The sequence below is a fragment of the Streptomyces oryzae genome, assembly GCF_017676365.1.
In the GTDB taxonomy this organism is placed as follows: domain Bacteria; phylum Actinomycetota; class Actinomycetes; order Streptomycetales; family Streptomycetaceae; genus Streptomyces; species Streptomyces oryzae.
In genome coordinates, this window is record NZ_JADKMA010000153.1 from 1 (window position 1) to 18,855 (window position 18,855).

An 18,855-nucleotide genomic window follows, 5' to 3' on the forward strand; every position below is an offset into this window, starting at 1 on the left:
GGACGCTTTGGCGTCCCGCCCACCGGTGTGTTCCGGCCCCAGAACCCCGTCCTGTCGTGGCCGGAAGCCCCCGGCGGGTATCGGCGAATGCCCGTAATGTCGCACCGCACTGTTGGTGCAAATGGCTGCAATAGTAGGCATAGGGTTCTTCCGGCTCGCCGCCACTCCCTCCCTGGCGTGTATGTTCCGGGCCGAACAGCCATGGAAGGGACCGATCCGGTGAACAAGAAGCTCGCGGCGGCACTGTCCGGCAGTGCGGCGTTCGTACTCGCGCTGACCGGTTGCAGCGACGACAGTGGCAAGACGGACGACTGGGCCAAGCAGGTCTGCGACGACCTGCAGCCACAGGTCAATAAGATCTCGCAGGCCAACGCCTCGATCACGGAGGCGGCGCAGTCGGGCAAGCCCCCCGAGGAGGTCAAGAAGGCAGACGCCGCCAGCTTCCAGAAGGTCGCCGACGCCTACAAGGCCATGGCCAGGGCGGTCAAGAAGGCGGGCGCGCCGCCGGTTGACGGCGGGGAGAAGCTGCAGAAGGACGCCGTCAAGGAGCTGAACAAGACCTCCGGCAAGTACGAGGATCTCAAGACCGCTTCCGAGAAGCTCCCCACCGACAAGAAGTTCGACGAGGGTCTCGACGAAATCGCGGCCAAGCTCAAGTCCCTGGGACAGAGCGGCGACAAGGCGCTGATGCGGCTCCAGAAGGGCGAGCTGGGCAAGGCGGTGGCCAAGCAGGAGAGCTGCAAGAAGACGGGCCTCACCAAGGGCGGGTCCTGAGGCCCGCGTCCTGAGGTCCCGCCGCGTCCTGATGCTCCATCGCGTCCTGACGCCAGGTCACCCACGCCCGTCCGCGCCCCAGGCAACGGGGCGGCCCGGGAGCGAAGGAGAATGGCGCGGGTGAGCACTGACGCACTTCCCGAGCCCACCACCGAGAGCACCCGCAGGCTGCGGGAGGCGCTGACCGCGGCCGGTTTCACCGCCGACGGCCTCCTCGACCTGCTCGGCGCCCCCGCCTACGCGGCGTTGGCCCGCGGCGAGACCGTCCCGGCCCTGCGCGCCACCCGCGGCGAGGGCCCGCTGGAGACGCTGACGCGGCTCTTCCTGCTGCAACAGGCGGTGCCGTACCGCAGCGCGCGGGCGGTGCTGAAGGTCGACGAGGCGCTGGCCGACCGCTGGCTGGAGCGAGCACCGACGCCGGGCACCTCCCGGGAGGCGCGCTCCCCGCAGGACACGCAGACCCCGCAAGAGACACACGGCCCCACCCCCGAGGACGCCGTACGCGCCACCGTCGACGTACGCCCCTACAGCGGGCCGGAGGGCCAGGACTGGTGGGTCGTCAGCGACCGCGGGTGTGCCGTCGGCGGCGTCGGCGGTGTGGGCGGGCTGCGCGAGCCGGGACCGGGGAGCCCGGGGGAGGGCGTGGTGCTCGGGGTCGGCGGCGCCTCCACGACGCTGGCCGGGATCATGGTGCCGACACCCGCGGCCCGCGCGCTGGACCTGGGCACAGGCTCCGGTATCCAGGCGCTGCACGCAGACCGGTTCGCGGCGCACGTCACCGCCACGGACGTCAACCCGCGCGCGCTGCACTTCGCGCGCCTGACCCTCGCGCTGTCGGGCGCCGCAGAGCCGGAGCTGCGCGCCGGTTCGCTGTTCGAGCCGGTGGCGGACGAGGAGCCGTACGACCTGATCGTCTCCAACCCGCCCTTCGTGATCTCCCCGGGTGCCCGGCTCACCTACCGGGACGGCGGCATGGCGGGGGACGACCTGTGCGCCGCACTCGTCCAGCAGGCGGCGCGCCATCTGGTCCCGGGCGGCTACTGCCAGCTGCTGGCCAACTGGGAGCACCGGGAGGGCACGGACTGGCGCGAGCGCGTCTCGGCATGGGTGCCGCCCGGGTGCGATGCGTGGATCGTCCAGCGGGAGGTCCAGGACGTCACCCAGTACGCGGAGCTGTGGCTGCGGGACGCGGGGGACCACCAGGGCGACCCGGAGGCGTACGCGGCGCGCTACGACGCCTGGCTGGACGAGTTCGCGGCGCGGGGCACCAAGGCGGTCGGCTTCGGCTGGGTCACCCTGCGGCGGACCGACGCCGAGCGCCCCTCGGTGCTCGCCGAGGAGTGGTCGCACCCGGTCGAGCAGCCGCTGGGCGAGGTGATCAGGGCGCACTTCGAGAGGCAGGACTTTCTGCGCCGTACGCACGACGGTGCGCTGCTGGAGCACCGGTTCCTGCTGGCGGACGAGGTGGTGCAGGAGCAGGTCGGGGCGCCGGGAGCGGAGGACCCGGAGTACGTCGTACTGCGGCAGAACCGCGGGATGCGGCGGGCTACGACGGTGGACACGGTCGGCGCCGGGTTCGCCGGGGTGTGCGACGGGACGCTCAGCGCGGGGCGCATCCTGGACGCCATCGGTCAGCTGCTGGGGGAGGACCCCGCCGAGCTGCGGGCCCGGACGCCGGAGTCGATCAGGCTCCTGGTCGAGCAGGGGTTTCTGACGCCGGTGGCGGACTGACCGCCCGTACCGCGGTACGCGTCACACCTGACTGCCTGTGCGTCACACCAGACTGGCTGCGAGTCCCAGCAGACCGCGTGTGCGTCACAGCAGATTGCGGGCCACTGTCCAGGCGACGGCGGCGCTCAGTACGGCAACCTTGCCCCGGGTACTCATCCGGGGCGCGTACCGCCGTCCGCGCAGCCCCTCGTAGAGCCAGCGCCCTGACAGGTAGACGGCGACGGGCAGTCCCACCGTCAGCAGCGCGGCGTTGTCGTGCAGCGCCGCTGCCAGGTCGCCGTGCATCAGGTCGTACGCCATGCGCGTACCCCCACAGGCCGGGCAGAGCAGCCCGGTGGCCCAGTTGAAGGGGCAGCGGGGCAGCAGGCCGCCCGGCTCATGGGGGTTGGTGCCCCACAGATAGCAGGCGCCCGCCAGGCCGGCCGCGGCTGTGGCCAATGGCGGGGCTGCCGGGTGGGAGAGGGCGGCGCGGAGTCGGCCAGCGGCAGCAGGGACGTTGGTTATCGCCATGTGGCCAGTGCCTCCCCTCGTGTCGCGCCGCCCTCTCCCGGGGCCCTGCGAAGCCTCAGCCACGCAGGATACGGCCCTGTGCATCCGTGCGGCTGTCGCTGGTCAGGAACATGATCCCGTCGATCAGCGCCCAGATGCCGAAGCCGCCACAGGTGAACAGCTGGCCTATGGCCATGCCCACGTGTCCGGTGTAGAAGCGGCCGATGCCCAGGCTGCCGATGAACAGCTGGAGCACCCCCGCCACGATCTTGGACTTGTCGGAGAGCGGACGCCCGTACGGGTCGTAACCGTAGGGCGCGTTCGGGTCCCCGGTGTACTGGCCGGGAGGGACAGCGCCCATGGGCTGCTGCTGCGGGTAGCCGTAGCCGGGCTGGCCGGGCGGCTGGTTGTAGGGGTTCTGTCCCGGCTGCTGCGGGTAGCCGTAGCCGGGCTGATTCGGGTCGGACACAAGACCTCCGAGGTCGAGCGGTACCTGGTGATGTGCCCCCGACATGTTGCCAGAGCCTTCGGGCGGCGGGACGGCTGGTTGTCGGGTTACCGTTCGAGTGGCGTTGCGGACTTTTCCCGTTTGACATGGGGGCGGGAGGTACCGTCACACTCCGCAGCGATAGCAATGCAGCGATATTGATACAGAAACCGACCGGAGAGAAGAGCAGAAGTTGTCCCCGACCCACGACACAGCAAATGGTGGGCGCCGACTTGTGATCGTCGAGTCGCCTGCCAAGGCCAAGACGATCAAGGGCTATCTCGGCCCTGGCTACGTTGTCGAGGCCAGCGTCGGGCACATCCGTGACCTCCCGGGCGGTGCGGCCGAGGTTCCCGCGAAGTACAAGGGCGAGCCCTGGGCCCGCCTCGGCGTCAATGTCGACCACGATTTCGAGCCGCTGTACGTCGTCAACAGCGACAAGAAGGACCAGGTCAAGAAGCTGAAGGAGCTGCTGGCCGAGTCGGACGAGCTGCTGCTGGCCACTGACGAGGACCGCGAGGGCGAGGCCATCGCCTGGCATCTGCAGGAGGTGCTCAAGCCCAAGGTCCCGGTCAAGCGGATGGTCTTCCACGAGATCACCAAGGACGCGATCCAGAACGCCGTCCGCAACCCCCGCGGCCTCAACCAGCGGCTGGTCGACGCGCAGGAGACCCGCCGCATCCTGGACCGGCTGTACGGCTACGAGGTCTCGCCGGTGCTGTGGAAGAAGGTCATGCCGCGGCTGTCGGCGGGCCGGGTGCAGTCCGTGGCCACCAGGCTGGTGGTGGAGCGGGAGCGGGAGCGCATGGCGTTCCGCTCGGCCGAGTACTGGGACCTGACCAGCACGTTCGCGACGGGGCAGGCGGGGGATGCCTCGACGGGAGCGGGGGCCGCTGGTGACCCGGGGACCTTCGGGGCCCGGCTGACCACGGTCGACGGCCGCCGCGTCGCACAGGGCCGCGACTTCGGCTCGGACGGGCAGCTCAAAGACCCGTCCGCGGTCCTCCACCTGGACGAGGAGGGCGCCCGGGCGCTGGCCGCGGCGCTGGAGGACACCGACTTCGCGGTCCGCTCGGTCGAGTCCAAGCCCTACCGCCGTTCCCCGTACGCGCCTTTCCGTACGACCACCCTCCAGCAGGAGGCGAGCCGCAAGCTCGGCTTCGGCGCCAAGGCGACCATGCAGGTGGCGCAGAAGCTGTACGAAAACGGCTTCATCACCTATATGCGTACGGACTCCACGACGCTCTCCGACACCGCGGTGACCGCTGCCCGCGCGCAGGTGACCCAGCTCTACGGCGCCGACTATCTGCCGGACAGGCCGCGTACGTACGCGGGCAAGGTCAAGAACGCGCAGGAGGCGCACGAGGCGATCCGCCCCTCCGGCGACCGCTTCCGTACGCCTGCCGAAACCGGGCTGACCGGCGACCAGTTCAAGCTGTACGAGCTGATCTGGAAGCGGACGGTCGCCTCTCAGATGAAGGACGCCGTCGGGCAGTCGGTGACCGTGAAGGTCGGCGGCAGGTCCGCGGACGGCCGCGACGCCGAGTTCAGCGCCACCGGCAAGATCATCACCTTCCACGGCTTCCTGAAGGCGTATGTGGAGGGCGCCGACGACCCCAACGCGGAGCTGGACGACCGCGAGCGGCGGCTGCCGCAGGTCGCCGAGGGCGACCCGCTGCGCGCCGAGGAGATGTCCGTCGACGGCCACGCCACCAAGCCGCCCGCCCGCTACACCGAGGCGACGCTGGTCAAGGAGCTGGAGGAGCGCGAGATCGGGCGCCCGTCCACCTACGCCTCGATCATCAGCACGATCCTGGACCGGCGCTACGTCTTCAAGAAGGGCACCGCGCTGGTGCCGTCCTTCCTGAGCTTCGCCGTGGTCGGGCTGCTGGAGAAGCACTTCGGCCGGCTCGTCGACTACGACTTCACGGCCAAGATGGAGGACGACCTCGACCGGATCGCCGCCGGCAGTGCCGAGGCCGTGCCGTGGCTGCGCCGCTTCTACTTCGGTGAGGGCGCCGAGGGCGGCGAGGCGCAGGCAGGCGAGGCCGCCGCCGCGGGCAACGGCGACGGCGACCACCTCGGCGGGCTCAAGGAACTCGTCTCCGACCTCGGCGCGATCGACGCCAAGGGCGTCTCCTCGTTCCCCGTGGGCGAGGGCATCACGCTGCGCGTCGGCCGTTACGGCCCCTACGTGGAGGGCCCCAGCGAGAAGGAGGGCGAGCCCGGCCAGCGTGCGGACGTCCCCGACGATCTGCCGCCGGACGAGCTGAGCGTCGACTACGCCAAGGAGCTGCTGGCCAAGCCCAGCGGCGACTTCGAGCTGGGCACCGACCCGGACACCGGCCGCCCGATCGTGGCGCGGGACGGTCGGTACGGCCCGTACGTCACCGAGGTGCTGCCCGAGGGCACGCCGAAGACGGGCAAGAACGCGGTCAAGCCGCGCACCGCCTCGCTGTTCCGGTCGATGTCGCTGGACACCGTCACGCTGGACGACGCGCTGAAACTGCTGTCGCTGCCGCGGGTCGTCGGTGCCGACCCCGAGTCGGGCAACGAGATCACCGCGCAGAACGGCCGGTACGGCCCCTACCTGAAGAAGGGGACGGACTCGCGCTCGCTGGAGAGCGAGGAACAGATCTTCAGCATCACGCTGGACGAGGCACTGGAGATCTACTCCAAGCCGAAGCAGCGGGGACGGGCCGCCGCCAAGCCGCCGCTCAAGGAGCTGGGGACCGATCCGCAGACAGAGCGTCCTGTGGTGGTCAAGGACGGCCGTTTCGGGCCGTATGTGACGGACGGCGAGACCAACGCGACGCTGCGGCGGGACGACGACGTCGAGACGATCACCCCGGAGCGCGGCTTCGAGCTGCTGGCGGAGAAGCGGGCGAAGGGGCCGGTGAAGAAGGCTTCCGCGAAGAAGACGGCTGCCAAGAAGACAGCCGCCAAGAAGACGGCTGCCAAGACCGCGGCGAAGGCCCCGGCGAAGAAGACTGCCGCGAAGAAGACGACTGCCAAGAAGACCACCGCGAAGAAGACCACCGCCAAGAAGTCCACGGCAAAGAAGGCGACCGCCAAGAAGGCAGCCACCAAGAGTGCAGCTGCCGAGAAGAGCGCTTCTTCGGAGGAATAGGCAGCTCCGCGGCCAGTGGCCTCCCGGACCGATCCCTCAGGCACATACAGATGTTCGGGTACGGATCCGGGCGGCGCCTTGCTCCCTATACGCTGGCGGAATGAAGTCTTCGCCCCCAACTGCCCCGGACGACGCTCTCGCCGCGGAATCGCGCGAGGGCGCCGTGACCGCGTTGCTGCGTTTCCCCCCACTCCGGCGGCTGTGGAGCGCGCAGTTCACCAGTGGGATCGGCGACATGCTCGGTCTCCTGGTGCTGCTGTTGCTGGCGATGCAGGCGGCAGCTGTGCGCGGCGTGGCGGGGGACCCGGTCTTCGGCGGTGGCTACCGCGGAATGGCACTCGTCGTGGCTGCCGTCTTCGGGCTGCGTCTGCTATCCACGCTGCTGTTCGGCGCCGTACTGCTGGGCCCGGTCTCCGCGCTCGTCAGCGGCGTACCGCAGCAGGAGAAAGCCGGAGCGGCAAAGGACGACGCCGACGGGACGGCCGACGCGAAAAGCGGCACCAGTAGCGGCGCGAAGAGCGGCACCAATGGTGGCGCGAAAAGCGCGAAGAAGCTGCTCGACCGGCGGTGGACGCTGTTCGGCGCCGATGTGCTGCGTGCGCTCGCGCTGATCGTCGCACCGCTGTGGATCGACTGGACTCCCGGCGCCGCGTTCGCCGTTCTGCTCGTGACCGTCTTCGTGACGGGTGCCGCCGAGCGGCTCTCCACGGTGACGAGGGACAGTGCCGCCCCCGCGCTGCTGCCGGCCCCGCCGCTGGAGGGCGCCGCGGTGCGGCCGCTGCCCGACCACCATGAAGCGCTGCGCCGGCTGTGGCTGCGCTCCAGCTTCCTGGCGCTGCCGATCGCGGCTGCCGGGCTCGTCGCCGTCACGCTGATCAGCAACCTGCTCGCGGTCGGCATCGACTGGTTCGGCGTGCACCAGGCCGCGCTCGCCGCGTATGTGGCGGCCGGTCTGTTCGCCGCAGCGGCGGCCACCGTCTACTTCCTCGAACTGCCGGACGGGCAGACCCCACGCCCGCGCTCCCCGCTGGAGGGCCTGCGCAGGCCCAGGACGGCCGAGGGCGGCCCCGACAAGGGCCGTACGGGCGCTGTGCCGCTGCTCGTCGTCGCGGGCGGTGCGGTCGGCGGGGCCGTGGCGTCGGCCGTCGCGCTCGCCCCGCTGCACGCCGCCGACCTGGGCGGCGGGCCCGTCGCCTTCGGGCTGCTGGCGCTGGTGCTGACGGGTGGCACCGCGGCAGGCATCCGGCTGGCGCCGCACACGATGCCATCGCTGTCGCGGCGCCGGCTGCTCGCACTCGTCACCGGTTTGACCGGTGTCGTTCTGCTGGCGGCCGGGCTGGTGTCCGACACCGCGACCGTCATCGGGCTGGCGCTGCTGGCCGGGGTGGGTGGCGGTGTCGCGGCGAACACGCTGCACACGCTGCTGGACCAGGAGACCGAGGCGTCCCGCAGGACGCGTACGACGGAACACCTGCAGGTGGTGGTGCGGCTGTCGCTCGCGGTGGGCGCGATCCTGGCGCCGCTGCTGGCCGCGCTCATCGGGCCGCACCGGGTGGAGAACGGGTCCTTCGTCTTCGACCACGGCGGCGCCTCGTTCACGCTGATGCTGGTGGGCGCGCTGCTGCTGCCCGTCGGCGCGATCCTGCTGGGCCGTACCGACGACCGGCAGGGCGTACCGCTGCGGCGGGACCTGCTGGAGGCGTTCGGCGGCGGCCACCCCCGGCAGGCACCGGCCAGGAACGGCTTCTTCCTGGTGCTGGAGGGCGGCGACGGCGCCGGCAAGACCACGCAGGTGGAGGCGCTGGCCGAGTGGATCAGGGCCAAGGGACACGAGGTCGTCGTCACCAAGGAGCCCGGTTCCACCCCGGTCGGCAAGCGACTGCGGTCGATCCTGCTGGACGTCTCCTCGGCCGGCCTCTCGCACCGCGCGGAGGCACTGCTGTACGCCGCCGACCGTGCCGAGCACGTCGACACGATGGTCCGCCCGGCGCTGGAGCGCGGGGCCGTGGTGATCTCCGACCGCTACATCGACTCCTCCGTCGCCTACCAGGGCGCAGGCCGCGATCTGTCCCCCACGGAGATCGCCCGCATCAACCGCTGGGCAACCGAGGGACTGGTGCCGCATCTGACCGTCCTGCTCGACATCGCGCCCGAGACGGCGCGGGAGCGGTTCACGGAGGCGCCGGACCGGCTGGAGTCCGAGCCCGCCGAGTTCCACCAGCGCGTACGGGCCGGCTTCCTGGCCCTCGCGGCCGCCGATCCGGCCCGCTATCTGGTCGTCGACGCCGGGCAGGAGCCCGAGGCCGTCACCACGGCCGTACGGCACCGGCTGGACCAGGTGCTGCCGCTCTCCGAAGCAGAGAAGCAGGCCCAGGAGGAGGCCCGTAAGCGGGCCGAGGAGGAAGCGCGCAGGCGGGCCGAGGAAGAGGCCCGTCGCAAGGCGGAGGAAGAGCGCAGGGAGCGCGAGCGTCTGGAGCAGCTGGAGAAGCTCCGCCGCGAGGAGGAGGAGCGGCAGGCCCGCGAGGCCGAACTGGCGCGCCAGTTGGAGGAGGCCCGGCGTGCCGAGGAGGCCCGCAGGCGCGCCGAGGAAGCCCGCCGTATCGAGGAGGAGCAGCGCAAGCGCCGCGAGGCCGAACAGCGCGCCTACGAGGAGGAACAGGAGCGGCTGCGCAAGCGCGCCGAGGAGGAGAAGCGGCTGCGTGCCGAGGCCGAGGAGCGCCGCCTCGAGCGGCAGCGCAAGGCCGAGGAGGCGCTGCTGAAGGCCGAGCAGGCGCGGGCGGCGGCAGCCGCCGAGGCGGCTGCCAAGGCGGAGGCGGAAGCCGCGGAACGGGCGCAGCGGGAGGCCGCTGAGGCGGCTGAGGCGGCCGAGGCGGGTTCGGCGGCCGAGGCCCCTGAAGCGCCTGACGCTCCTGAGGCTGGTGCAACTCCTGAGGCCGGTGCTGATGCCGCGCCCGACGGGGCCGAGGCCGATACGGCGCAGATCCCCCAGGTGCGGCCGCACGACGGCGCCGCCGGGCCGGACGCGGAGGACACCACGCAGTTGCCGCGCCCCGGGGCTGCGGCGGCGGAGGCGGCGTCGGAGGCGTCGCCGGAGGACGAGACGACGGTGCTGCCGCGGGTCTCGGAGGACGAGACGACAGTGCTGCCGCGGGTCTCGGATGCGGAGGACACCCAGGAGACCTCCGTCCTTCCCCAGGTCCCCGAGCCGGGTTCCGAGGCCGACGACGACCGTACGCGGGAGCTTCCGCAGGTGGATCAGGGGAATCAGGTGGAGGGGGTGGAGGAGGTGGAGGAGGACGAGCCGCGTCCCCGCCCCTCCTGGGCGGAGGAGACCCCGCTCGACGATGCGCCGACTCTCGCGGACAAGCTGCTGGGCCCGCACGAGGACGAGGGCGAGGGCGGCGAGCGCCGTCGGTAGGCGTGCCCGGCGGACCCGTGCCAGGCAGGAGGTGCTCGGGGCACGTCCGCGCTGTCACACCCATCCGCGACAATGGTCCGCATGGCGGTGTGGGACGACCTGGTGGGCCAGGACAGGGCAGCGGAGCAACTGGCCGCTGCCGCGCGCGATGCCGACGCGTATGTGACGGCGGAGGCCGAGGCGCACGGCTCCGCCGACCTGTCCGGCTCCGCCATGACCCACGCCTGGCTCTTCACGGGCCCGCCCGGCGCCGGCCGGGAACACGCGGCCCGCGCGTTCGCCGCGGCCCTCCAGTGCGTGAGCCCGGATCGTGCACTGGGCGGCAGCCCTGGATGCGGCTTCTGCGAGGGCTGCCATACGACGATGGTGGGCACGCACGCGGACGTGGAGGTCGTCCGTACGGATCTGCTGACCATCGGCGTGAAGGAGACGCGTGCGTTGGTGCGCGGGGCGCAGCTGTCGCCGTCGGGCGGGCGCTGGCAGGTGATCGTCCTGGAGGACGCCGACCGGCTGACAGAGGGCGCGGGGAATGTGCTGCTCAAGGCCGTCGAGGAGCCCGCGCCGCGCACGGTGTGGCTGCTGTGCGCGCCGTCCACGGAGGACGTACTCCCGACGATCCGCTCCCGCTGCCGGCACCTGGCGCTGCGTACGCCGCCGGTGGACGCGGTCGCGGACCTGCTGATGCGGCGGGACGGAATCGAGCCGCAGATGGCCGCGTTCGCCGCGCGGGCCACCCAGGGGCACATCGACCGGGCGCTGCGGCTGGCCACGGACGAGCGGGCGCGTGCCAGACGGCAGGCGGTGCTCAAGCTGCCGACGCGGGTGGACGACGTGGGCGGCGCGCTGCGGGCCGCGCAGGAGCTGATCGACGCCGCGACGGAGGACGCCAAGCAGGTCGCCGAGGAGCTGGACGCCAAGGAGACCGAGGAGCTGCGCGCGGCGCTCGGCGCGGCCGAGGGTAAACGGCTGCCGCGCGGCACGGCGGGTGCGATGAAGGAGCTGGAGGACAAGCAGAAGCGCCGCTCCACCCGGACTCAGCGGGATTCCCTCGATCTGGCACTGTCCGACCTGACGGCCTTCTACCGCGACGTGCTGGCCCGCCAGTTGGGCTCCTCCGTCGCCCTGTCGCACGACGAGGCGGCCGGCCCCGTCGGGCAACTGGCCGCCACCTCACGCCCGGAGCAGACGCTGCGCCGGATCGAGGCCGTGCTGGCGTGCCGCCGGGCGCTGGAGGGCAACGTGGCGCCGCTGCTGGCGGTGGAGGCGATGACGATGGCGCTGCGGGCGGGCTGAAGCGCCCGAGGGACGCGCTTGCTGAAGCGCCCGAAGGACGCGCAGGCTGAAGCGCCCGAGGGACGCGCGGGTTGAACGCCCAAGGGACGCGCGGGCTGACCAGCCCAAGGGGCCCTCGGGTTGAGGCGCTGACGGCCCCTGCGGCTGACGCGCCAAATGGCCCCTGCGGGCGACGGGCCGGCGCCCGGATGGGTACGCTCCCAGGACGTGCCGCCTGCGGAGGGATGCCCCATGAGCCAGTCACACGCCTCCCGTGTCCGGTACGGGGGCACCTCCCGTATCAGGTACGGGGGCGCGGCGGCGCTCACGGCCGCCGCACTGCTGCTCTCCGGCTGCTCATCGGACGGCGGCTCGTCCGGGGGGCCGGACACCGACCCCTCCGCCAAGGCGAAGCAGGCGGGCGCCGACGCGCCCCCGCTCAAGCCGCTGCCCGCCAAGATCCCGGACGCTCTGCGCCCGTACTACGAACAGAAGTTGTCGTGGCACAGTTGCGGCCCTGCCGAGTTCGAGTGCGCCACGCTGCGCGTTCCGCTGGACTACGACAAGCCGGGCGACGACCCCGGGGACGCCGCCAAGAGCGTGGGCCTGGCGGTGACCCGTACCAAGCCGCAGCACGGCAAGGGCAAGCCCGAGGGCGGCTCGCTGCACGTCAACCCGGGAGGTCCGGGCGGTTCGGCGATCGAGTACGTACAGCAGTCGGCCGCCCTCGCGTATCCGCCGCAGGTGCGGGAGCACTACTCGCTGGTCGGCATGGACCCGCGCGGCGTCGGCCGCAGCGAGCCCGTCGAGTGCCTGACCGACAAGGAAATGGACGCGTACACGCGCGTCGACCAGACACCGGACGACGCAAAGGAGACCTCCGCGCTCACCTCCGCGTACGGGCGGTTCGCCAAGGGCTGCGAGAAGCGCACCGGCAAGCTGCTCGGCCATGTCTCGACGGTCGAGGCAGCCCGCGACATGGATGTGCTGCGTGCCGTGCTCGGCGACAAGAAGCTCAACTACCTCGGCGCCTCCTACGGCACTTACCTGGGCGCCACCTACGCCGGCCTGTTCCCCAAGCGCTCCGGCCGCCTCGTCCTGGACGGCGCCATGGACCCCTCCCTCTCGGCGCGCCGCGTCAACCGCGAGCAGACGGCGGGCTTCGAGACGGCGTTCAAGGCGTTCGCGCGCGACTGCGTGGGCAGCTCCGACTGCCCGCTGGGCACGGAAGGCGTCGAGCAGGCGGGCAAGAAGCTGAGCGCCCTCTTCGCGAAGGTGGACCGCAAGCCCCTCAAGACCGGCTCCTCCCGCACGCTCACCGAATCCCTGGCCACCACGGGTGTGATCCGCGCCATGTACGACGAGGGCTCCTGGCCCGCGCTGCGCGAGGCGCTCGCGGCGGCGAAGAAGGGCGACGGCGCGCCGCTGCTGCAGCTCTCCGACGACTACTACGAGCGCGGCCCCGACGGCTCCTACAGCAACATCATGTACGCCAACCCGGCCGTGAACTGCCTCGACCTTCCCCCGGCCTTCTCCGACGCCGCCGAGACCCGCAAGTCCCTCGACTCCTTCGAGAAGGCCAGCCCGGTCTTCGGCCGCGGCTTCGCCTGGGCGGCGCTGAACTGCGGCGAATGGCCGGTCAAGCCGACAGGCGGGCCACACCGCATCGCCGCCGACGGCGCCGACCCGATCCTGGTCGTCGGCACCACCCGCGACCCGGCCACCCCCTACCGCTGGGCCCAGGGCCTTGCGGGCCAGCTGACCCCGGGCCGCCTGCTGACCTACCAGGGCGACGGCCACACCGCCTACCTGCGGGGCAGCGACTGCATCGACGGCGCCGTCACCACCTACCTCCTCCAGGGCAAGCCCCCCAAGACCGGCACCACCTGCAAGTGACCCCCCTGAACCCCCGTCCCGACCACCCCCACAAACCCTGTAGACTTATCGCCGCTGCGGCCCCCACACTGGCCGCACGCACTGCCGCCTTAGCTCAGTCGGCCAGAGCGACGCACTCGTAATGCGTAGGTCAAGGGTTCGATTCCCTTAGGCGGCTCCACTTGGAACCCCAGGTCAGATGGATTCTGACCTGGGGTTTTCCGTGTCAGCGGATACGACGGCGACGCTTCGCCCGTTCCGCGCGGGTCTGCCCGGTCTCAGTCTTGGTCTCAGACGTGGCCCGGGGCGGCGGCAGGAAGGCGTCCCCCATGCGCCGCATCGCCTCCTTCGAGAGCTCCGACCGACCCTTGACGTACCGCCGCGTCTGGCTGATCTGGGTGTGCCGCAGGATCTCCATGATCGTGGGCATGTCCACCCCCAGCTCGTTCAGGATCGTGCCGGCCGTATGGCGGCTCCCGTCGTAGAGCCGACGGTCGCTGATGCCCGCTTCCTCCAGCAGCTCCTTGAACTCCTCGTAGTCCGCCCGGGGGTCGAGCGGGCGGCCGTCGGGGCGGGCGAACACGGCGTCGTGGTCCTCCCACAGCTCTCCGGCCGCCTCACGCGCCTCCTGCTGGGCCTCGCGGTGGGCGAGCAGGTGGGGGATGAACGGGGGCGGAATGGGCACAGGCTGCTGGCTCTTCTTGGTCTTGGGCCGGGTGAAGACCAGCCCGCCGCCCTTGCGCTCCGGGCAGACCCTCGCGTGCTCGGTGCAGTCGGGCGGGCATGGCGGAGGGCAGCCGCGCTTGTAGTGCTTGTGGACGGTGCAGGGCTGAGGGCAGGGCTCGAAGCGATGCAGTCGGGCGCCGCATGCGTGCGGGTCGCCGCATCCGTGCCGCCACGTGAGGCGTTGGAGCTGCCAGCAGGGATGGAACAGCTCGGCATCGAGATCCACGTATGACCAGCGCAGCCCCAGGCACTCCCCTTGCCGGAAGCCCATGCCCACCCCGACGAGCCAGCGCATGAAGGTCGGGCGCTTCGCCGCGGCCAGCAGGAACGCCTTGGCTTCCGCTCTGGTGAAGGGGTTCGCCTCGGTCTCATCAACGGACGGCGGGTCCACCAGCGTTGCGACGTTCTCCGAGATGATCCGGCGGCGGTGGGCAATCTTGAGGGCCCGCGACAGGATGCGGTGAACCTTGAGCACGTGCGAGGGCGCGTGACCCTCTTCAAGCATGTCCGCGTACATCCGCTCCAGGTGTTCCGGCTGCAGCTGGTCGAGCCGGTGCTGCCCCACTCCCGGGATGATGTCGTTGCGGGTCTTCGACCAGTAGTCATCCAGGGACCGCGGCTTGAGCTTCAGACTCGCGATGGTGGTCAAATACGTGGTCATCCACTGCTCGACAGTCGGCTTCCTGCCGGCCTTTGGCGCCCGGCCCTCGTCTCGAAGCCGCTCCAGTTCCTTCACCTTGCGCTTGACTTCCGGCTCCGTCTTCGCCCGACGGTGCCGACGGTCCGGGCTCCCGTCGTTTTTCACGCCCATCGTGACGCGGCCGTGCCACCAGCCATCGCTGCCCAAGTAGATGGACGACTCCATGTTCGGCTTACGGGGACTCACGTGCTCCTCCATGCAGAGAGGCGCCCCCGGAGCGGTCTCCGGGGGCGCCTCGGGTTTGCTTCGGTCAGTGGGTCTGCGGTGGCAGCTTGGCGACGTACTGCTCCAGCGCGCTGCGCCGGATGCGGCGGCAGCGGCGGCTCAGCTCGACGTACTCCAGCTCTCCGGCCGCCATCAGTTCGTAGATGAAGGAACGGCCGATGCTGAGGACCTTTGCGGCGTCCTCCGGCTTGTAGAGCAGACGGTCGGCTGGTGTGGTCGTGGTGGTGCTCACTGGGACATGCCTCCTTGGTCCTCGTCGTCGGCCCGCAATGCTGTGTGTCGCGACTCAGCGCGGCTCAGGACCGCTTCTGGGTCTGTGAGCCGCGCTGAGTCGCGCCCCGGGGGATTGCGGGGCGAGTCCTTGAGCGCGACGCCGGTGTAGGTCGGCACCTGTTTGCCGTCGTCGCCGCGGGGCCGCGCTCGGTGGAGCTGGGGGACGACGGACTGGAGGTTGCGGCCGAACATCTGCTTGGTGCCGAGACTGCGGACGCCGTTGTCCTCGGCCCAGACCTTCCACACGGCCCAGAGGTCATCGACAGGGACAGCACAGGTCGGCCCGGTCTGGCAGCATTCGCGGACGAATGCGCTGGTGGGCGATGCGGTGTCCTGCATCGTGGTGACCGCCTCGCGGGACGAGGCGGGTTCCGTGATGCGGCCCGTCTCCTCCAGCCGCGCCAGCCCGTCAAGGGCCCAATTGAGGATGCCGGGCATCTCCGCGGACAGCTTGGCCGTCAGGCCGGTGTCTTCCTTGCCCAGCCACGAGAGCGTCATGGTCAGGGCGATGAAGCGTCGGGCGATTACACCGCTGCTGTCGCCGAAGTTCGGCAGCTCGTTGGACAGGATCATCAGCCGGGTCGGCAGCTTTCCGGTCCACGGATCGCGGAACTTGCGGTCGATGTCGATGGTGTCTTCACCGGAGATGGTCAGCAGCCGCTCAACGACCTGGCTGCCGTCCCTCCCGGACAGTCGCGCGTCGGAGATGACTGCCAGCGGCTTGCCCAGCAGCGAGGAGAGGCCGAAGTTGCTGCCGAGACCGGCGAGCGTGGGCCCAGCGATGTTGCCGCGGCCGACCAGCTCAGCCAGAACCCTGGCGATGGTGCCCTTGCCTGACCGGCTCGGGCCGACGATCAGCAGGATCTTCTGCTGGTCGGTACGACCGGACAGGACGTAGCCGAACCACTCCTGGAGCGCGTCGATTGACTCCTGATTGTCCGGCCAGACCTGTTGGAGGAACCGCTCCCAGGCGGGTGCGCGGGCCTGCGGATCGTAGGCGAAAGGGACAGAGACCAGATTGAAGAAGTCCGGTGTGTGCGGCAGAAGCTCCCGGTCCCTGATGCGCAACAGCCCGTTTTTGCACGCCACGATGGGGCTGTCGCCATCTCCGGACGGCGGCGGGCCGATCCAGTCGGGCGCGTCCACCTCGGAAGGCAGCAGGGTGATTGCGCCAAGGGCGTCCAGCAGGTTGCCGATCTTCTGCTTCGTGGGTGCCCAATCCCGGACATCCTCCTGGCCGTCCCTGTCGGTGCCGGCCACGAAGCGGGCGTGCTCCAGTCGCTTGTAGAACGAGGCCCGCACGACCTGTTCGTCCATCTCCTTCCAGGCGTCTCCAGTCCAGCGCATCCACGAGCCGCGCCAGCGGCGACGCAGTAGCTCTCCCTGCTGTGACTGCCAGTCCGGCAGGAGACGCCGCGCAACGGCCATTGGGTTGGAGGGAGCGGGCAGCAGCTCCTCGTCGGTGGGGTCGCTCACGCGGCGTTCCTCCTCTCGGGGCTGCGGAGCGGGCATACGGTGCGGTGCGCTGCGTGGTCCTCGATCAATGCGAGGACCTTGCGTTGGCCGGTGGCGTAGCGATCACGTCCGCAGGCGCAGACCGAAGTGGCGGCTGGGCTGGCGCCGCGCGGCGCCCGCACATGCAGCCAGGCCACGGGATACCGGCCGTCGCCCGTGGGTGGGCTGGTCGGCTGCTGCGCGGCGGAAAGAGCTGAAATGACGGCCTGGCGGCCGTCGCCCTTCGTGCCGCTGCTGCTGTGGTGGCTCGCCTGCTGGGCGGCGGGTGCCGATTCTGGCGTGGTGTTGGTGCTCTTAAGACGGGGCATCGGGCTGGTCACGCGACCGTCCCCCGTGGGTTGTGGGCGATGGACCAGTTCAAGGCACTGGTGATGACCGGCCCGCACTCGCGCGGCAACAGTCCGGCTGTCGCGCCCGCCTGCTTAAGAGCCTCTTCCACCTGGTCGCGGGGGAGGTCGCCGGATGCGACCAACCTGCCGAGCGCCCGCGCGGCCCGCGTCAGTGCCGCGTTCCGGGTGCCTTCGGGAGCTGTGGCGACGTTCGCGGTCTCGTTGCGCAGGGCCGCGCTCGCGTATGCGCTCGCGTTGCGGGGCACGTTGACGCGCACGGAGCACGGTTCCGACGGCGTCGGAGCGAGCCACTGGCGCAGCCATGCGGGCAACGGCTTCACCTGTGCGTTCGGATCGAGCACGGTGTAGGGGTGCCCTTGAACGTTGCTGCCGGGGGCGACGACGTATCCGCCCCACGCTCGGGTGTCGATGCCCGGCCCGAGCTTTCGTGCGGTGTTGGACAGCCGCAGGCTGTCGGGGGCGCCGTAGTACAGGTGCAGGCCGCCGCTGGGCGTCCGCACCGTGTATGTGGTGGGGACTGGCTCCCCGGCGCGCTCGCAGAGCGCCATGAAGGAGTTCACGCCGTCAGGCGTGTCCTTCTTGCTCTCGTCCTTGGGCACGTCGAGATCGATGACGACCAGCCCGGACGGACCGGTGGCGATGCCCACGTTGAAAGGGCCCGCGCTCCACGCGCGGCGAATGCGCTGGGGGTCGGTGGTGGCGCGCTGCTCCCACTTGGCGTGGCCGGTGGCACAGGGACCGCTGCGGGGGCACGCTCCCTCTCCGTGCAGTGCCGGGCGTTTGGTTCCGGGCCGCAGCGGCAGGACGTGCCAGCCGCGTGCGGCGGCGTCGAGTGCTGCGGAGAGCAGCGCGCAGGGGGCGGTTTCAGGCATGCTGAAGGTCTCCTGTTCTGTCGAAGGGACGAGGAGAGCCGGGGCGGGCCGCGATTCTTTGGCGAGAGGGCGGCCCGCCCCGGGCGTATCTAGAACGGCGGCTCGTTACCGGCCTGCGGCTGCGACCAGGCGTCGTCGCCAGTGGCGTTCTGCTGCTTGGTGGCCTTGGTCGGGGTGGCGGTCGCGAACCGCAGGGACGGGCCGATGTCGTCGGTCTCCACCGCGAGCATCGAACGGTTCTCGCCCTCCGGCGTCTGCCAGTTGTGCTGCCGCATCCGGCCCGACAGCACCACACGCGAGCCCTTCGTAAGGCTGTCGGCGATATGTTCCGCGAGCTGGCGCCAGGCCGCGCAGCGGAAGAAAGTGGCGGTGCCGTCCTTCCACTGGTTGGACTCGCGGTCGAAGACACGGGGTGTGGAGGCGACGGTGAACTTGGCGAGTGCGTGGCCGGAGTCGGTGAACTTCAGCTCCGGGTCGCTGGTCAGGTTGCCGATGATGGTGATGGGGGTCTCTCCCATGGCCATGGGTGTGCTCCTCAGCGGTTGTGGATGGTGCCGTTGGCGCGGCTCAGGAAGCCGTGCGCGGTGATGTGCTGGGTGACGTGCGTCTGAGCCGCACGGGGCGCGGCGCGCAGTGCCAGGACGATGACGAGCAGCCACAGCAGGGCGCCGCTTCCGGCTCCCGTGAGGCTGCTGAAAACCTGGCCAACGCCGTAGCCGACGCCTGCGCTCAGTGCACCGCCCCCGAGGCCGGCGCCCAGGAGTCGCTGCGCGATCGGGTCGAGCAGCGGGAGCGGCGACAGGTCGCGGGGCGGGGTGGGCTGCACGGGTGGCGGAGCGGCGTGCTTGGGCATGGGGACCATACGGTCGTAGGCGTCCGGGACCCAGACGACCGGCTCACGTTCGGCGCGAAGCTCGACCGTGCCGCTGTGAGCGGTCTCCGGGATGCCGAGGACGCTCGATTCGTACGGCCGGTGGAGCTCTCCGGCCGGGGGCCGGTCGGGGACTGGGAGGGACAT

At 71.0% G+C, this 18,855-nt stretch carries 15 protein-coding genes and 1 tRNA gene; 7 read left to right on the forward strand and 9 right to left on the reverse strand.

The window, feature by feature from the left end; genetic code table 11:
* Positions 1 to 219: 219 nt before the first annotated feature.
* On the forward strand, positions 220 to 774 hold the full coding sequence (locus tag ITI46_RS24925; protein ID WP_307808314.1) for a small secreted protein: 555 nt from the start codon (positions 220 to 222) through the stop codon (positions 772 to 774).
* Positions 775 to 885: 111 nt separating this feature from the next.
* A complete protein-coding gene (locus ITI46_RS24930; RefSeq protein WP_209241981.1) occupies positions 886 to 2,505 on the forward strand; it encodes a DUF7059 domain-containing protein in 1,620 nt (539 codons plus the stop codon).
* Between the two features lie 84 nt (positions 2,506 to 2,589).
* On the opposite strand, the gene ITI46_RS24935 is transcribed toward ITI46_RS24930, so the two are convergent.
* Positions 2,590 to 3,015, reverse strand: coding sequence for a DUF2752 domain-containing protein (locus ITI46_RS24935; RefSeq protein WP_209241983.1), 426 nt, complete (start codon positions 3,013 to 3,015; stop codon positions 2,590 to 2,592).
* A gap of 55 nt (positions 3,016 to 3,070) precedes the next feature.
* Positions 3,071 to 3,463 (reverse strand): TM2 domain-containing protein, encoded by a 393-nt coding sequence (locus ITI46_RS24940; RefSeq protein ID WP_209241985.1) that lies wholly within the window; start codon positions 3,461 to 3,463, stop codon positions 3,071 to 3,073.
* Between the two features lie 211 nt (positions 3,464 to 3,674).
* On the opposite strand from ITI46_RS24940, the gene topA reads away from it, so the two are divergent.
* From topA to ITI46_RS24965, 5 genes are all read left to right on the forward strand, one after another.
* Complete coding sequence (topA, locus tag ITI46_RS24945; RefSeq protein WP_209241987.1) at positions 3,675 to 6,611, forward strand: type I DNA topoisomerase; 2,937 nt, start codon at positions 3,675 to 3,677, stop codon at positions 6,609 to 6,611.
* A 100-nt stretch (positions 6,612 to 6,711) separates the two neighbouring features.
* Positions 6,712 to 10,029: a dTMP kinase gene (gene tmk / locus ITI46_RS24950; RefSeq protein ID WP_247746545.1), complete on the forward strand. Its 3,318-nt coding sequence runs from the start codon at positions 6,712 to 6,714 to the stop codon at positions 10,027 to 10,029.
* A gap of 81 nt (positions 10,030 to 10,110) precedes the next feature.
* Entirely contained in the window at positions 10,111 to 11,322 is a 1,212-nt protein-coding gene (locus tag ITI46_RS24955; RefSeq protein ID WP_209241989.1) for a DNA polymerase III subunit delta', read from the forward strand.
* A gap of 231 nt (positions 11,323 to 11,553) precedes the next feature.
* Positions 11,554 to 13,197, forward strand: a complete 1,644-nt coding sequence (locus tag ITI46_RS24960) for an alpha/beta hydrolase (protein WP_209241991.1) — start codon at positions 11,554 to 11,556, stop codon at positions 13,195 to 13,197.
* Between the two features lie 83 nt (positions 13,198 to 13,280).
* Positions 13,281 to 13,357: transfer RNA gene (locus tag ITI46_RS24965), tRNA-Thr, on the forward strand.
* Between the two features lie 45 nt (positions 13,358 to 13,402).
* Here the strand turns inward: ITI46_RS24965 and ITI46_RS24970 are convergent.
* The 7 genes from ITI46_RS24970 to ITI46_RS25000 all read right to left on the reverse strand — a co-directional run.
* Positions 13,403 to 14,788, reverse strand: a complete 1,386-nt coding sequence (locus tag ITI46_RS24970) for a tyrosine-type recombinase/integrase (RefSeq protein WP_209241993.1) — start codon at positions 14,786 to 14,788, stop codon at positions 13,403 to 13,405.
* A gap of 64 nt (positions 14,789 to 14,852) precedes the next feature.
* The gene (locus ITI46_RS24975) at positions 14,853 to 15,059 is read right to left on the reverse strand and encodes a helix-turn-helix domain-containing protein (RefSeq protein WP_209241995.1); all 207 of its coding nucleotides are present in this window, start codon (positions 15,057 to 15,059) and stop codon (positions 14,853 to 14,855) included.
* Complete coding sequence (locus tag ITI46_RS24980) at positions 15,056 to 16,576, reverse strand: DNA primase family protein (protein WP_307808315.1); 1,521 nt, start codon at positions 16,574 to 16,576, stop codon at positions 15,056 to 15,058. The genes ITI46_RS24975 and ITI46_RS24980 overlap by 4 nt, the downstream gene beginning before the upstream one ends.
* Complete coding sequence (locus ITI46_RS35025) at positions 16,573 to 16,935, reverse strand: hypothetical protein (RefSeq protein WP_307808316.1); 363 nt, start codon at positions 16,933 to 16,935, stop codon at positions 16,573 to 16,575. Before ITI46_RS35025 ends, ITI46_RS24980 begins: the two co-directional genes overlap by 4 nt.
* Positions 16,932 to 17,837 carry a bifunctional DNA primase/polymerase gene (locus tag ITI46_RS24990; RefSeq protein WP_209241997.1) on the reverse strand — a complete coding sequence of 302 codons (906 nt, stop codon included), beginning with the start codon at positions 17,835 to 17,837 and terminating at the stop codon, positions 16,932 to 16,934. Before ITI46_RS24990 ends, ITI46_RS35025 begins: the two co-directional genes overlap by 4 nt.
* An 89-nt stretch (positions 17,838 to 17,926) precedes the next feature.
* Positions 17,927 to 18,361, reverse strand: coding sequence for a single-stranded DNA-binding protein (gene ssb, locus ITI46_RS24995; protein ID WP_209241999.1), 435 nt, complete (start codon positions 18,359 to 18,361; stop codon positions 17,927 to 17,929).
* A gap of 11 nt (positions 18,362 to 18,372) precedes the next feature.
* A partial coding sequence (locus ITI46_RS25000) for a hypothetical protein (protein ID WP_209242001.1) occupies positions 18,373 to 18,855 on the reverse strand: 483 nt, incomplete at its 5' end.

Bases quoted from the DNA above. Each gene is read 5' to 3' on its own strand.
- ssb (WP_209241999.1), bottom strand. From the start codon at position 18,361: ATGGCCATGGGAGAGACCCCCATCACCATCATCGGCAACCTGACCAGC.
- ITI46_RS24935 (WP_209241983.1), bottom strand. From the start codon at position 3,015: ATGGCGATAACCAACGTCCCTGCTGCCGCTGGCCGACTCCGCGCCGCC.
- ITI46_RS24960 (WP_209241991.1), top strand. From the start codon at position 11,554: ATGAGCCAGTCACACGCCTCCCGTGTCCGGTACGGGGGCACCTCCCGT.
- ITI46_RS24930 (WP_209241981.1), top strand. From the start codon at position 886: ATGGCGCGGGTGAGCACTGACGCACTTCCCGAGCCCACCACCGAGAGC.
- ITI46_RS24955 (WP_209241989.1), top strand. From the start codon at position 10,111: ATGGCGGTGTGGGACGACCTGGTGGGCCAGGACAGGGCAGCGGAGCAA.
- tmk (WP_247746545.1), top strand. From the start codon at position 6,712: ATGAAGTCTTCGCCCCCAACTGCCCCGGACGACGCTCTCGCCGCGGAA.
- ITI46_RS24990 (WP_209241997.1), bottom strand. From the start codon at position 17,837: ATGCCTGAAACCGCCCCCTGCGCGCTGCTCTCCGCAGCACTCGACGCC.